Annotated in this window: 11 protein-coding genes; 6 read left to right on the top strand and 5 right to left on the bottom strand. The window is 42.6% G+C overall.

Annotation, left to right across the window (positions count from 1 at the left end; translation table 11 throughout):
- Positions 1 to 40: 40 nt before the first annotated feature.
- On the bottom strand, positions 41 to 1,321 hold the full coding sequence (locus JSY38_RS10180; RefSeq protein ID WP_205113153.1) for a sensor domain-containing phosphodiesterase: 1,281 nt from the start codon (positions 1,319 to 1,321) through the stop codon (positions 41 to 43).
- A gap of 460 nt (positions 1,322 to 1,781) precedes the next feature.
- Between JSY38_RS10180 and JSY38_RS10175 the strand changes: the two genes are divergently transcribed.
- Entirely contained in the window at positions 1,782 to 2,057 is a 276-nt protein-coding gene (locus tag JSY38_RS10175; protein ID WP_110574507.1) for an Lrp/AsnC family transcriptional regulator, read from the top strand.
- A gap of 31 nt (positions 2,058 to 2,088) precedes the next feature.
- Positions 2,089 to 2,496, top strand: coding sequence for a GFA family protein (locus tag JSY38_RS10170; RefSeq protein ID WP_114412050.1), 408 nt, complete (start codon positions 2,089 to 2,091; stop codon positions 2,494 to 2,496).
- 71 nt (positions 2,497 to 2,567) lie between these two features.
- Here the strand turns inward: JSY38_RS10170 and JSY38_RS10165 are convergent, their stop codons facing one another.
- Both JSY38_RS10165 and JSY38_RS10160 read right to left on the bottom strand, forming a co-directional pair.
- A complete protein-coding gene (locus JSY38_RS10165) occupies positions 2,568 to 3,725 on the bottom strand; it encodes a methionine aminotransferase (RefSeq protein ID WP_205113152.1) in 1,158 nt (385 codons plus the stop codon).
- A 185-nt stretch (positions 3,726 to 3,910) separates the two neighbouring features.
- Complete coding sequence (locus JSY38_RS10160; protein WP_205113151.1) at positions 3,911 to 4,987, bottom strand: alkene reductase; 1,077 nt, start codon at positions 4,985 to 4,987, stop codon at positions 3,911 to 3,913.
- A gap of 254 nt (positions 4,988 to 5,241) precedes the next feature.
- On the opposite strand from JSY38_RS10160, the gene gss reads away from it, so the two are divergent.
- From gss to JSY38_RS10140, 4 genes are all read left to right on the top strand, one after another.
- Positions 5,242 to 7,119, top strand: coding sequence for a bifunctional glutathionylspermidine amidase/synthase (gss, locus tag JSY38_RS10155; RefSeq protein ID WP_205113150.1), 1,878 nt, complete (start codon positions 5,242 to 5,244; stop codon positions 7,117 to 7,119).
- A 204-nt stretch (positions 7,120 to 7,323) separates the two neighbouring features.
- Entirely contained in the window at positions 7,324 to 7,965 is a 642-nt protein-coding gene (locus JSY38_RS10150; protein ID WP_239543941.1) for a TetR/AcrR family transcriptional regulator, read from the top strand.
- 14 nt (positions 7,966 to 7,979) lie between these two features.
- Positions 7,980 to 10,385 (top strand): glycoside hydrolase family 3 C-terminal domain-containing protein, encoded by a 2,406-nt coding sequence (locus JSY38_RS10145; RefSeq protein WP_205113148.1) that lies wholly within the window; start codon positions 7,980 to 7,982, stop codon positions 10,383 to 10,385.
- Between the two features lie 103 nt (positions 10,386 to 10,488).
- Positions 10,489 to 11,874, top strand: coding sequence for an MFS transporter (locus tag JSY38_RS10140; protein ID WP_205113147.1), 1,386 nt, complete (start codon positions 10,489 to 10,491; stop codon positions 11,872 to 11,874).
- A 232-nt stretch (positions 11,875 to 12,106) separates the two neighbouring features.
- On the opposite strand, the gene JSY38_RS10135 is transcribed toward JSY38_RS10140, so the two are convergent.
- Both JSY38_RS10135 and JSY38_RS10130 read right to left on the bottom strand, forming a co-directional pair.
- A complete protein-coding gene (locus JSY38_RS10135) occupies positions 12,107 to 13,078 on the bottom strand; it encodes a carbohydrate porin (protein WP_205113146.1) in 972 nt (323 codons plus the stop codon).
- A 280-nt stretch (positions 13,079 to 13,358) separates the two neighbouring features.
- Positions 13,359 to 15,026 (bottom strand): GGDEF domain-containing protein, encoded by a 1,668-nt coding sequence (locus tag JSY38_RS10130; protein ID WP_114413146.1) that lies wholly within the window; start codon positions 15,024 to 15,026, stop codon positions 13,359 to 13,361.
- Positions 15,027 to 15,136 lie beyond the last annotated feature (110 nt).

The raw sequence follows: 15,136 nt of genomic DNA, 5'->3' as shown, positions 1-15,136 counted from the left end.
GACACTTAATAGGCACCAGAAAAAGGCTTAAAACAAGCCTTCAAGCCTCACAAAAAGCCAGCACGTCTTTAAGCGGTAGAGGATGACAGAAGAAATAACCCTGAATTTTTTGTGCGCCCAATTCTTGCAGCACTTCTAGCTCCGCTAAGGTCTCCACTCCCTCGCCTAAAACTGTGCTTTTGGTTTCTTTCGCGAAGCCAATGAGTGCGGCAACCAAGGCTCTCTTTCTATGATCTGAATTGATATTAGCGATTAAGCTTCTATCTAATTTAATGATATCGGCCTCCAGCTCCAATATATGCTGGAAGCTGGCAAAGCCGGCCCCTGCATCGTCAACAGCAAGGCGCATGCCTCTGTCTCGAAAGTGCTGAATGGCATTTCTAAACGCCTTATAGTCTGGAATAGATTCTCGCTCGGTTACTTCTAAAACAATACGATGCAGAGGCGCTTTGTCTAACATAGATTGTAAGTAAAGTGATGTAAGGTGCTTAGGAGAAACATTCAGTGTTATATAATATTGTTCAGGAATAAGCGGTAATAAACTTAATGATTCTTCAATAGCAAATAGCTCTAGTGCTTCACCAACACCTGATATGTTTGCCTGATTGAACCAATAATCAGGGGAACGATATGGCTCGACTTGAAAGCGAGACAAACATTCGAAGCCCTTAATAGATTTGGCTTTAAAATCATAGATTGGCTGCAATACAATGGATAGCTTACAGTTATTTATAATGTCAAAAATATTGTCACATGCAGCTTCGCGTAATCTTGATGCGGTCAGTTCTTTTTCGATATTACGAGCCGAAATTTTTGCAAACAGCGTTAACATTGAAAGGTCTTTATTCGTCAATGACTCATCAGCCTTCTCACTGAAGCAACACAAAGTACCATAAAGATAACCATCTGAGAGATAGATAGGCACTCCAATATAACTGCCTATATTTAAAATTTTTGTTACCGCTAACGCTTTGGTTATTTCATTCTGCGACGTATCAGGAATAATTCTCGGCAGTTTTTCTTCGGCAATTAGCTGGCAATAAGTTTCTTCGTTTTTATCCTTATGACCTTTATTAAGTGAACCATTACAAATGTCTTTTTTATCGACATACAACATTTCACGATTACCATTATGAAAACGAGACAAAAACGCGACGTCCATCCCTAAATGCTGTCGAATAGCTTGTACTAGATGCTCCAAATCATAATTAAAGGAACCTGCTAAGAGTTCCGCATCCATTCTGCTTTGATTCTGAACACCCAAAATAGACATCATTAAATCGACGCTACTATTTATTTCTGCTGTACTTGTCTCGAACACTTTCTACCTCTAAGAAATGATTTTATATGTATTAGGCATTATGAATGCTCACCCCAAGACGTAGATAAAGCATACCAAAAGCACTAAATCTCTTACCGTTTTTTTTCCGTGCCAATATGTAATCAAATGAGTCTAGCGTTTTTTTTCAAAACTATTGCGTAAACAAATGAATAGTTAAGTAAGCAGATCAAAGAAAATATAACTTTCGCGATTGCTATAAAGTTTTCTTATAGAATTTTATGGCTAAATATTTCTCACCTTTCAAACTATATGACTCAAACATGTCGTTTTCCTCCTTAGAACCACTTTTTTCGCCGTTCTAACTTTCCCATTTATCCACTTAACTTCCCTCTTTGCGCCTTTGTAAATAGACACTTAAGGTGCTTTAATTCCCTCTATTCGCTGACGTCTCTTTTCATTCAAGCCTCAGCGTACATTAACAATCCAAAAAGGACATTCTATGGTTACCGCGATTATCATGCTTTCTGTTGAGAAAAAGTACATCAACCAAGTCGCTGAAAAACTGGCTTCTATTGAAGGTTTATCTGAAGTGTATTCTGTAAGCGGTTCATACGACATTACCGCCATTGCTCGTGTGCAGACAAATGATCAACTATCTGAATTGGTGACACAGCACCTTGCACAGATCGATAACATTTTAAAAACAGAAACTATGTTGGCGTTTCGTGCTTATTCAAAACATGACTTAGAAGGCATGTTTTCAGTCGGCGTATAATTAAAAAACTCTTTGTTTGGAGCATGCAATAATGAGCCATCTTCATACTGGATCTTGCTTATGTGGTGCGGTTAAATTTGAACTGGAAGGTGAATTTAAGAAGTTTTTCCTTTGTCACTGTAGCCGTTGTAGAAAAACCTCTGGTACAGCGCATTGTGCTAACCTTTTTGCGCCAGGCGCGACCTTAAATTGGTTAAGCGGCGAAGACAAACTCAGCTTTTATCGATTAGAAGACACAAACTTTGCTCGTACATTTTGCTCTGTTTGTGGCTCCAATGTCCCTACCGATGCGAAAAGTCGTGGTTTGGTTGTGGTACCGGCAGGCTGCTTAGATACAGATGTCGATATAACGCCGCAAGCGCATATATTCATGGATAGCAAAGGCAACTGGGATGATCACTTAAGCGATGTGGCTGCGTTCGAAACCATGCCAAGCTAAATAACTACTAAAATAAGCGGTCAATAAAAGCCAACTAGGTGACAAACACCGATGTTGGCTTTTTTATTTAGTTAAAGCTCACTTAAACGACGAGCGGCTTCTAATAGAGTAATTTCTTCTTTAGCGAAACACAGACGAATTATGCGCTGATCTCTTGGCGCTTGCTGGTAAAAAACGCTCACTGGAATCGCGGCTACGCCGACTTGATCAATAAGCCATTCGCAAAACGCTACGTCGTCCAAATCACTGATCGCGCTATAGTCCAATAATTGGAAATAGGTGCCTTCACAAGGCAATAGCTTAAAACGGCTGCTAGCTAATGCGCCTCTCAATACATCACGCTTTTGGCGATAAAAGCTGGCCAAGCCAGTGCTTGCTTCGGGTTCAGCGGTTAGGTGTTCTCCCAAGGCCTGTTGTAAAGGCGTTGCTGTGCAGAAAGAAACAAACTGATGTACTTTGCGAAGCTCCACAGTTAATTCCGCTGGCGCCACAACATAACCCACCTTCCAGCCTGTTAAATGAAAACTTTTACCAAAAGACGAGACCACTAGGCTACGCTTTGAAAGCTCCGCATGTTTGTGAACACTTACTGCGGATTCACCAAAGTGAATAAACTCATACACTTCATCAGACAGTAAATAAATGTCTCGGCTCGCAATCGCTCGCCATAAAGATTCTAAATCCTCAGCCAGCCAACAGCTTCCTGTTGGGTTGTGTGGCGTATTGATTAATATCAAGCGTGTTTTATCCGTTAGCAATTCAGCAAACGCCTGCCAATCAGGGCGAAAATTCGGTGCCGTTAACGTCACTCGTTTACAAACACCGCCCGCCAACGTCACCGCTGGCTCGTATAAGTCATAAGCGGGATCGAACAAAATCACTTCATCGCCGTTATGAACTAAGGCGGCAATCGTATCGAAAATGGCTTCCGACGCACCGCTCGTCACTGTAATCTCACTAAGTGCGTTAACTTTTCGACCATAATGACGCTCTACCAAGCTGGCAATCGCATCTCGCAATATTGGCAAGCCAGTCATGGGCGAGTATTGATTATTATCAGTTAAAATCGCCTGCGAGGCACGCGCCAATAATCGCGCATCAGGCGGAAAATCTGGAAAGCCTTGCGACAAATTGATCGCTCCCTTTTCCGCCGCCAATGCTGACATTCTGGTAAAAATAGTGGTGCCGACGGATGGCAATTTGGAAGTAAGAGTAGAAGAGATGGTCACGATATGTTGCCTTAAGCGAAAGTAAATTTAACTAAGTTAAAAGACTTAAGGATCCTTCGTCAATCCTCTTTGAATGAGAATAATTTTATGATGAGATAATCATTTAATTTATCTAACAATTTCAACAAAAAAAACGCCAAGGCATTCACCTTGGCGTTTTCAGATTGAGCTTGTATTAACTGAGACTACGCAGTCATAAATGGATAATCGGTATAACCTACGGCACCAGATGTATAGAAGGTATTTGGGTTAGGCTCGTTTAATTCAGCGCCCGCCTGAACGCGTTCAACAAAGTCTGGGTTGGCAAGAATATCTTTACCAAACGCCACGCTGTCCGCTTGATTATCTGCTAGCACTTGGTTGGCTTCTTCTGGCGAGTAGCCCATATTGACCATCAAATGCCCCTTGTAAGCGTCACGCGCGACACTGACAACATCGGCTTGCTGCTCGCCAAAGAAGTCCGCACGCATCAAATGCAAATACGCTAAGTTAAAGCGGTTTAAATGTTCGCTCAAGAAGCGAGTCCATGCCACAGGATCGCCTTCTTTCATGCTTTGGAAGCTATTAAGTGGTGATAGGCGCAAGCCAACTCGATCGCAGCCAAATACGTCTGTAACCGCTTCGATCACTTCCGTTAAGAAGCGGGCACGGTTTTCCAAGGAACCGCCATATTCATCTGTGCGCTGGTTCGAGCTTTCACGCAAAAATTGATCAATCAAATAACCATTAGCACCATGAATTTCAACACCATCAAATCCTGCTTCTTTTGCATTGATTGCCGCCTGACGAAAATCTCCCACAATGTCTTTGATTTCGGCCACGGTTAATGCACGAGGTACCGTGTAGGGCTTTTTGCCTTCAGGAGTATGAGTTTCACCATCGATTTCAATCGCGCTGGCAGAAACGGCTTCTTTGCCACCATTTAATAACGGATGACAAGCACGACCACCATGCCAAATTTGCATAAATATACGGCCGCCTTTTTCATGGACGGCGTTTGTCGTTAGCTTCCAGCCTTCGATCTGTTCAGCGGAATATATACCTGGATCATCGCCAAAGGCTGATGTTCCCTCAGTCACCATAGTACATTCGGTGATCAACAAACCTGTGCTGGCACGTTGAGCATAATATTCTGCCATCAAGGCATTTGGCTGATGACCAGGAGCACGTGTGCGAGTCAAAGGCGCCATGATAAAACGATTAGGTAACTCTAAGTTTCCCACTTTTACTGGGCTGAACAGGTTTGTGGCTGTGTTTGTCATGATGAACTCCAGAATAATTTTCAATCTTTATAGAAAGGATAAACACTAGATATGGCAGTTATTTTAAAAAACAATCTCGTGCACTTTCTTTCCTGAATAGTCGTTCAAACTTCTCTTAAATACAGATCAAAAAATAAGCATCAAGAGTGCTTGCAGGTCACCTTTTCAAGGACTATATTGCGAGCATCAGACGACATTTATGTCGACTTTCTTTTACCCGTTTGAACACGTTTCGTGTGAGGGAATTCAAGCTAATGACATCCGACTCCAGCAGGCCAATCGCGCCTTTTGGCACCCTGTTAGGTATAGCGCCAGGCAATGTGCCCGTTTACTCTTCCGACTATGATTCCGCCGATGACAATGAGTTGCCCAACCGGCATGCCTATCGTAGTTATGTAGATGGCATTTTCATGGGCTACAAGTGGCAATGCGTGGAGTTTGCTAGGCGTTGGTTGTATCTCAATAAAGGCTATATCTTTGATGATGTTGCTATGGCTTATGATATTTTTCGTTTAACGTCAGCTCGGCTCATTGCCGATGAAAGCCGCTTGCCACTGAAATCATTTCGCAATGGCTCGTTACGACATCCTGAAGTCGGTGCTCTTTTGATTTGGAACGAAGGCGGTGAATTTGAAGTTACCGGCCATGTGGCGATTGTAACTAAAGTTTTACCGGATCGCTTGTACTTGGTCGAGCAAAACGTCGGCCATCAAGTGTGGGAAGAAGGCCAAGATTACTCTCGCGTGCTTGATGCGCGTATCAGCAAAGATGGTGGTTATTGGCTGCGTTGCTCCTATGGCGATGCGTCCATTATGGGTTGGGTCATCCAAACTGAAGATGACCTGCACGCAGAAAATATTGAACCAGACGACCCAGCGTTGTTTGATTTACAAATTCGCCATGTGCCAAACAAAGGCCAAGCTTCTCGTGCTTGGCTAAATATAGCGAATCCAGCGGAAGAAGCCTTTGTCGACATGATGGGCGGACACAAACTCGCCAGTCGACCGGAAGACGACTACAAATACATGGTGATGACAGAGTCCGCTGAACGAGAACTAAAACGCGCGACCAATGAATTACACGCCTTGTTTATGCACGCTACCGATTATGTGCTGCAAAACGATGATCTGCTTTCTAGCTTTAATATCCCTCCTGCCTTGTGGCCTAAAATCCATCAATCTTGGGACAACCGTCGCAACCAGATGATCACCGGACGCTTTGATTTCAGCTTGTCTGCTCAAGGCATCAAGGTATACGAATACAACTGCGACTCAGCCTCTTGCTACATGGAAGCCGGTATTATTCAAGACAAGTGGGCCACGCATTATGGCGTAGCGGAAGGCGAAGGTTCTGCGACAGAATTGGTCGATGAATTGATCGAAGCGTGGAAAAACAGTGCGGTAAAAGGTGTGATTCACATCATGCAGGACACAGACTTAGAAGAGAACTATCACGCTCTTTTCATGAAACGCACCATGGAAAAAGCCGGACTCAATTGTAAGGTTATCAAAGGTGTCAGCAGTTTGCGCTGGGACCAAGATGGCGATGTAGTCGACGCTGACGGTGTTAAAATTCGTTGGGTATGGAAGACATGGGCATGGGAAACCGCGTTGGATCAAATCCGCGCCGAATGCGATGACGATGAACAACGTCTACGCGACTATAAAACCGATGTAGCACGCAGCGAAGCACCACGTTTAGTCGATGTATTATTGCGTAAAGATGTCATGGTATACGAACCTCTTTGGACGCTTATTCCAAGCAATAAAGCGATTTTACCGGTTTTATGGCTGCTTTTTCCCGATCATCCCTATTTATTGGAATCGTCCTTTGAATTAAGCAATGCGTTAAAAACCAACGGTTATGTGAGCAAACCGATTGCGGGGCGCTGTGGCTTTAACATCAGCTTGTACGACGGTGAAGACGACTTAATGGAAGAGACGACTGGGCGCTTTGCTCATCAAGATCAAATCTTCCAAGCGCTATGGAAGCTACCAGACATTGAAGGATATCGCTCACAAGTCTGTACTTTCTCGGTAGCGGGACATTACGCTGGCAGTTGTTTGCGCGTTGATCCAAGTTTGGTCATCACCAAAGACAGTGATTTGATGACCCTACGCGTCATTGAATAATGATTTAAACTATTGATTTATAAAAATTTAAGCCTTTTTCTCCACAATGGAGGCAAAGGCTTTTTTTATTCTAAATTCTCTCGCTGCAATTCCATTTACTCATTTTTAACCTCTGATCGTGCAATTAGTCATTGACTATAAACTCATCAGCTCTTAAATTACCTCAAAAAATATAACACGTGTAACATTATTATGATTGCTAGAATGGTTCACCAAACCGAGGCAACTCGGGACAAAATCATCAACATTGCTGAAACCCTTTTTATCGAAAATGGCTTTGCTGATACTCAAATGAAAGACATTGCGGCGGCCACTGGCATGAGTCGTAATACCTTGTATCGCTATTACCAAGACAAATACGATTTGGGCTTCGCCATTCTTGTGGTGGTGCTGACTCGTAAGATCGATATTTATGAAAACATCATAGAAAAAATCAAAGCTCGCCATTATTCCAACATTCGCGAGGGTCTTGGCGTGTTAATGCAAGCCTATTCTGATCCTCAATACGAAGACGATGACCGTTTTATTGCCGAGTTTGATGGCTACTATGCTGGATCACGTATACCAACCGAATTCCGTGAAAAACTGACACAATTATTACCAGAAACGGTCAGCCAATCTCTCTCTGACATTGTTGCCCTAGGACAAGCCGAAGGCAGTATTCGAACCGATATTCCAGCCGCTTATTTAGCGGTAACCCTATTCAATGCGGTCCCAACTTTTTTCCGCCGAATGTTGCTACGCAAAAATGCCTTAATGGAAATTGAACAAGAGGCCATTCCGCAACTCACCCCTGTGTTAATTCAATTACTACTCGATGGTATGAAACCATCTCGACAACCTTAAAAAGGATGAAAACGATGAGTGATACAAAAATAAAACAACTCTTAACCGAACTAACCCTAGAAGAAAAAGCCATGCTCTGTACCGGCAAGGATTTTTGGAACCTACATGGTATTGAGCGCTTAGACTTACCCTCCATCATGGTAACGGATGGCCCTCATGGCTTACGCAAACAAGCCGGCGAAGGCGATCACGTTGGTTTAAACGCAGCAGTAAAAGCTACCTGCTTCCCAACTGCATCAGGACTTGCCGCATCTTGGAATACCAAGTTAATTGAAGATATGGGCGTCGCGCTTGGCAAAGAATGCCGCGCTGAAGATGTGTCGGTCTTGCTCGGCCCTGGCACTAACATTAAACGTAACCCATTGGGTGGTCGTAACTTCGAATATTTTTCCGAAGACCCATTACTGGCTGGCGACATGTCTGCAGCTTGGATCAAAGGCGTACAAAGCCAAGGCGTGGGCACTAGCCTAAAACATTACGCAGTCAACAATCATGAACATTGTCGTATGACGGTCGATGCCGTTGTTGACCAAAGAACCTTACGCGAAATCTACCTGCCAGCTTTTGAAAGAGCGGTTAAGCAGACCCAACCTTGGACAGTCATGTGCTCTTATAACAAGGTAAACGGCACCTACGCGGCAGAGCACAAACAATTGCTCGACGACATTCTTGTTAAAGAATGGGGCTTTGAAGGCATTATTGTTACCGATTGGGGCGCCAATAACGACCGCGTTGAAGGCGTCAAGAATGGCCAGCATTTAGAAATGCCAAGCTCTGGCGATATGAATACCAAGAAGATCATTGCTGCTGTTGAGAGCGGTCAACTGACGATGGAAGCGTTAGACAAATCTGTCGCTCGCGTATTGGAACTGATTTTAAAATCACAAGTTTCTCTAGAAAGCGATAAAGTAAAAGCCGACTTAAATGCTCACCATGAACTCGCTGCGCGAGTCGCGGAAGAAACCTGTGTGCTGTTAAAAAATGATGGTCTATTGCCAGTGGCTGCAGGAAAGAAAATCGCTGTTATTGGCGCATTAGCTAACAACACTCGCTACCAAGGCGCAGGCAGTTCTAAAATTAATCCATTCAAATTGGAACAGCCTCTCGACGAAATCAAAAAACAGTTTGGTGCCGATAATGTCAGTTACACTGCTGGCTACCATCTCAATGATAAAGAAGACGCGGCAGAAATCGCCAAAGCTATTGAATTAGCAAAACAAGCAGACGTGGTGTTTTTGTTTGCAGGACTGACGCCAAAATACGAATCAGAAGGCTTTGATCGTCAGCATTTAAATCTGCCACAGGTGCAACTAGACCTAATCGCTGAGCTTGGCGAACAGCTCAATAAAACCCTTGTTGTGCTGCAAAATGGCGCACCTGTGATTCTACCATTTGTCGACAAGGTACCCGCCATACTGGAAGCTTATCTAGGCGGACAAGCCGGTGCTTCAGCGGTGGCTAAAGTGCTTTCTGGCGAGGTAAACCCCAGTGGTAAATTGGCTGAAACCTTCCCAGCAAATTTAGACGATGTACCAAGCCAACCTTATTTCCCAGGCACCACAAAACAAGTGCAATACCGCGAGGCTATTTGGGTCGGTTATCGCTATTTTGATACCACCAGCACGAAAGCACTTTTTCCTTTCGGTCATGGTTTGTCTTACACGAGCTTCACTTATTACCATTTAACCTTACTAAGTGGCGATCACTCACCATTTAAAGAAAATGACGCTATTAGGCTACAAATCACTATCACCAACACCGGCGATAAAGCCGGCGCGGAAGTTGTACAGTGTTACGTTGGGCAAAAATCCCCTTCTCAACCTCGCCCAGCCAAAGAGTTAAAAGCCTTCGAAAAGGTTTTCTTAGAACCAGGTGAAAGCAAAGAAATCGCGCTTGAGCTGGATTATCGTGCCTTTGCCTATTGGGATGAAGCTCAATCATCTTGGATAGCTGAGAGCGATGAATATCAGATTCATATTGGCTCTTCTATAGAAGATATTCGCGATACCGCCAATATTACCTTAGACACGGAAGTGGCAAAGAAACAGCCCAATGCTGCATTAAAAACCTACTTTGAGCCTGCAAAACGTGATTTTAATGACGCGGCATTCACTGCGTTATTAGGTTACGACATTCCCGCCCCCACTCCTACTAAGCCTTACACGGTGAACTCAACCTTGGGTGACATTGCCAACGAACCATTAGGCAAACCTCTGTTTGAAAGCATGCTTTCTGTATTTACCCAAATGATGGGCGGCGATCAGAATGACTCTGCGGCACAAGCCGATCGCCTGATGGCGGAGTCCATGGTGGCGGATATGCCATTACGTAATTTGCCAGTATTCAATAGCCAGCAATATTCTGAAGATCAGATTTTGCAACTTATTGCCTCGTTAAATAACAAGGAAACAAGAGCTTAAACATTATCGTTTAACTCTGTTAAAAAGCCCTTCATTACAACGAATCACTGATGCGTAATGAAGGGCTTAGTTAATAAACAATAAAAACAACAACGAGACCATTATGTCGAACTCGAACTATGAAACCAGTTTTCGTGAACGCGTAAGCTATTACACCTTTTTCACCGGTCAAAACATTATTTTTATGTTTGTGACTATCTTTATCAGCATTTACTACACTTCTGTACTCGGTTTATCCGCTGGCACAGTGGGCATTATTTTTCTTTTAGCCAGAGTATGGGACGCGGTTAATGACCCAATTCTTTCTGTTCTTGTCGAGCGAAGTCGTTTTAAAGGCGGTAAATTCAAACCTTGGGTGAACGCAATTGCTTGGGCCGTTCCTCTTGCTACCGTATTAGTCTTTGCCTTCGGTGATTACCTAGCGGAGCAGCCAATGTGGCTTCGTATAGTCTATGCCTTCATTACTTATGTAGGCTGGGGCATGCTCTATACCGTTTCTGATGCCCCCGCTTACGCTATTGGCACTGTCATGACCAACAACAAAGACGAACGTAATGTAATCTATTCTTTTGTGCGTTTTGGCGGCTTTGTGGGCATGGTCATCGCTATGATTAGCGCACCTTGGTTGGTCGAAAAACTCGGTGGGAAATGGACGCTGGCGGCTGTCATTATGTGCTTCACTGCCATGCTTCTGATGTTAACCATTCGCAAAGTAAAAGAACGCCACGTAGTAAAACAAGAGATACCCTCGCTTAAGCAAATATTAGGCACGGTCACTGGTAATAAATACTTGCTGATGTTTATCCTTGCCTTTGTTTTTATTGGTGGATCTAACGTTGCCTTTACCTTAATGCCTTATATCGCACGGGATGTATTTAATGATCCCTCTCTTTCCGGCTTATTCCTTTTCGCCATGATTGGCCCAGCTATGCTGGCATCACCATTAGTGCCGATTGGTATTCGTAAAGTTGGAAAAATTGCCACCTTCGCTTGGGCTTCTGCCGCCCTATGCATTCTGTCTTTGATTACATGGGTAATTGGCTATGAACATATCGAAGCATTCGTTGCTTTAACCATGATCAAAGCTGTTGCTCTTGGTGTCACTCTGATTATGCCAAGTATTTTCATTGCCGATTGTATTGAGTATGGCTATATACGCTCAGGTAAACGCCTTGAAGCCGTCACCTTTGCAACTCAAACCTTTGCGAATAAAGCGACAACAGCGGTTGGAGGGGCAATTGCAATGGGTTATCTCGCTATGGTTGGGTTTATTGAAACCACTGCAGGAAACGCTGTACAGCAAACTCCAGCCGTCATTCAAGGCATGTGGGACGCTCTCAACCTAGGTAACGCGATTGGTGCGACCATCGGTTTAGCTATCTTTTTATACAGCTATAAATTAACCGATAAAGTGCTGGCTGATTTAAAACATGACAGCCATGATGCAGAAGAAAGCCAGCAACAAAACCCATTTGAAACGGCTAAGTAATTCATTCTCTCACACAGGCACTTTGGCTCATTTATTTTCGCCATGGTGTCAGAGTGAGATATTTAATAACGTAAATCTGTATGGGAAGCCATTTTATTCGATAAAAGATATCTACACTCGAATAAGTAAAGTGTACTAGAAGAAAAGTGGGACAGGAAAATAACCACGATGAAGAGCAATATCACCAGAAAAGGGAATAACCAATAATATTGCTCTTACCTTTAACTAAACGCTAGAAGCCATAGTTAAATCGAACTCGTGCTGCAGTTACTTTATCATTTGTACCCGCAGCCACTTTATCAGCCGTTGAATATGAACCAGCAAAGGTCACCGTTGCATTCTCAATATCCAACACTGGCACTGTGTAAGCAATATAAGTGGTTAACAAAGAAGGATCATCACTCGTTCCTTCATCGACAGAAGAAGCAATAAGACCTAGACCAAAGTTACCGTATGTCATATTTGCCATCATAGAAGTCACTTTTTCATCGGTTTCATGATCTTTACCGAACGTTGCGGCAAGATTAACGTTCGCAGCGGCCACATCAAAATTAGCAGAGACTGCATAACCAGATTTTTTAACTTCACCGCCTGCTGCCAAATCATACTTAACACTTTCATAGCCCGCTGTAATAGTCGCGGCGCCCGCAGCAAAGGTTACAGAAGGTCTAATACCAGAGATAGCCGTCGCTTTATCTTCTGTGGTTTCATCGATATTTGGATCGCCATAAAGAGTAGCAAGTTCAAATTTAACACTTTCGCTCGCATTGAAGTGTAAAGCAAACTGACCAGTATCATCACCTTCACGGCCGCGAGTCATGTTCGCTTCATAAACATCTACTGCTTCTACGTGTTCAATGAGGGTATCTTTGCCTTTTGGGAACAGATTTACTGCCTCAAAACGACCGGCCTGAAGGTCCCAAGTGCTATTACCAAATTGGACGTAAGCATCATCAACAACAGCGTCGCCCGTTGTTTTTATAAGAAGGGAGCCTTTACCCGCGAAGAAGCTATCACCCATTGTGTGTCTGCCTGTCACGTTTAGCTCAAGGCGACCATCTTGCTTGTATGTAGAATCACCTTCTGCTTTAGAAATGGCATCGGTATTTAACTCGAAATTTCCATCAAAGGAAGGAGCGGCTTGAACTGCACCGATGGATAGAAGACTTCCAACAATGGCAGTGTGTAGAATCGTTTTTTTCATAATTTTCAGACCTGAATGTTATTTTTATAATAAGTAGACTTCACAAAAACATATGTTTTCAAAATTAATAATACATTTCAGTTACGTTATTACAATAATCCAACAACAGGTTTGATTCTTATTTTTTACTTAATTCTCTTATGCTTAAATCAATAACTCACTTCATTAATACCTTAAGAAATTTAGCTAAAATTTAGAAAAAGATAATAAAAAAATTAGTACTGACTTTGTATTTAAAACGGCTATTTTTTTATATTTTACATCGATCTTTACTACTTAATTAACTAGAGGTTTTCGCATGAAATTTTTCTTCATACATAGCTTTATCAGCTCTATTTAAAAGTAACTCTAATGTATCGTTTTCCTGAATAAATGCATTTCCGATGCTAAATTGGAGGAAGATCTGATCCCCATTAAAGTCAATTCCATGCAAAAGTTTGTCATCATGCAGGCGTTTAGAAATACGGTCTTGTTCCTGCTTTCCCCTAACCAAAATTAGAAACTCATCTCCACCCCACCTTGCAACCACACCTTTTTTATCTACCACACTCAAGAGATGAGAGGCTATTTTTTGCAAGACAAAGTCCCCCGCCGCATGGCCCAGTCGATCATTGATTAATTTAAACTCGTTGACATCAACATTGATCAGACCAAAGGGTTCATGGTCCTTTTGCCACGACTGCAAATACTCTTTCATATGTATTTCAAAACCGCGGCGATTATATAGTTCAGTCAAAGGGTCTAATGTTGATAGTCGATTTAATTCAGCCGTTCGCTCTTTTACCTTTTCTTCTAGTTCGTGCTGATACTCTAAAAGAGAGGTCGACATTGTTTGATAATGGGATACCAGCCGCTTAATTTCAGTACCAGCAAAGTAGCGTAGTTTGGGCGCACGGTAGTGGTTTTTACCTAACTGACGAATAGACAAGTCTAATTCCGCTAACGGTCTTGTAACGATTAATGACAACAAAATATAAAAAATAATTAAGGCGAAAACGAGACTAACAAAAAAGACAATAAACAGACCGGAGAACTCACTCAATGGCAGAAAGCGATTAATATCAATAAAGTTCACTTGAAACCAATCGATTTCGGGAATGTAAATAATACTGGCTAGCTGACGAGTCCCATCTTTATCCACTGAGATCATTTCGGTCTGATTTGGGTTGTCTTTTGCTCTCTCAAAAGACTGTTTTAGGCGAGTTTTTGATTCTTCATCATCAAGCAATTGAAAAACCAGCTTTTTACCCTTGGCATTTTTAGTTATAGAGGAGTAGTTAATCAACTCCTCCTTCTGATGAAGCTGGATAGAGCCTTCATAATTGGTAAAGACAATTGCTGAATAAATATCTTGTTTTTCAACCATCTGATGTAAAAAATCAGACAAATCTAGCCCCGTTCCAACAACCCCCAAGACGTCGTCACCTTGACGGATTAACACATCAGTCCACAATTTAATTACTCCTAGCTCTACATCTGGGTTTACATTCAGATGGAGATCTAGATTTTGTTCCATGATCTGATAGAACCAAGCGTCTGATTCTTTCGTAGACTCGAGGGTATAACGATAAAAATTCCCCGAGGTAGCCTCGTCGCTGTAGTAATAACGCTCACTCCCTTTCAATGCAATAAAGTAGGACTTCTCTGCAAAGCGCATTCTGAACGTCTCTGTATCGAGCAAAGCTTGCTGTTTTAATGAATCATTATTTGGCTGCTTTGCCCACGCTTTTAAGGACTCCAGCTCAGCAAATTCTTTAGAAAGGTTTATTTCTTGAATTAGGGGTAATAAGGTTCTGACTTTATCGTATCTAGCTTGTTTCTCGGCATAACGCTCGACCCAACTCACAACAATATCTTCAGCAAGCACACGAATAGAAAGCCAAGAGAAGAAACAAGTTAATACCAAAATGAACGTGGTAGAGAGTAAAAAGCGCGACTTAATCGTCATATATACGAAGATTCCATCTAATTAAAACAAAGGCAGGCACATCACTTACAAGCAACAACTAAGCCATACAAAGCCAGAGAGTCAATGAAACACTTTATTTAAAAAATAAA

The organism is Marinomonas foliarum (genome assembly GCF_016906065.1).
Classification (GTDB): domain Bacteria; phylum Pseudomonadota; class Gammaproteobacteria; order Pseudomonadales; family Marinomonadaceae; genus Marinomonas; species Marinomonas foliarum.
The sequence above is the reverse complement of the archived record's forward strand: the minus strand, read 5'-3'. Positions and strand labels throughout refer to the sequence as shown.

Excerpts from the sequence above, each read along its gene's own strand:
- gss (WP_205113150.1), top strand. The coding sequence starts at position 5,242 with ATGACATCCGACTCCAGCAGGCCAATCGCGCCTTTTGGCACCCTGTTA.
- JSY38_RS10175 (WP_110574507.1), top strand. The coding sequence starts at position 1,782 with ATGGTTACCGCGATTATCATGCTTTCTGTTGAGAAAAAGTACATCAAC.
- JSY38_RS10140 (WP_205113147.1), top strand. The coding sequence starts at position 10,489 with ATGTCGAACTCGAACTATGAAACCAGTTTTCGTGAACGCGTAAGCTAT.
- JSY38_RS10135 (WP_205113146.1), bottom strand. The coding sequence starts at position 13,078 with ATGAAAAAAACGATTCTACACACTGCCATTGTTGGAAGTCTTCTATCC.
- JSY38_RS10145 (WP_205113148.1), top strand. The coding sequence starts at position 7,980 with ATGAGTGATACAAAAATAAAACAACTCTTAACCGAACTAACCCTAGAA.
- JSY38_RS10170 (WP_114412050.1), top strand. The coding sequence starts at position 2,089 with ATGAGCCATCTTCATACTGGATCTTGCTTATGTGGTGCGGTTAAATTT.
- JSY38_RS10130 (WP_114413146.1), bottom strand. The coding sequence starts at position 15,026 with ATGACGATTAAGTCGCGCTTTTTACTCTCTACCACGTTCATTTTGGTA.
- JSY38_RS10150 (WP_239543941.1), top strand. The coding sequence starts at position 7,324 with ATGGTTCACCAAACCGAGGCAACTCGGGACAAAATCATCAACATTGCT.
- JSY38_RS10160 (WP_205113151.1), bottom strand. The coding sequence starts at position 4,987 with ATGACAAACACAGCCACAAACCTGTTCAGCCCAGTAAAAGTGGGAAAC.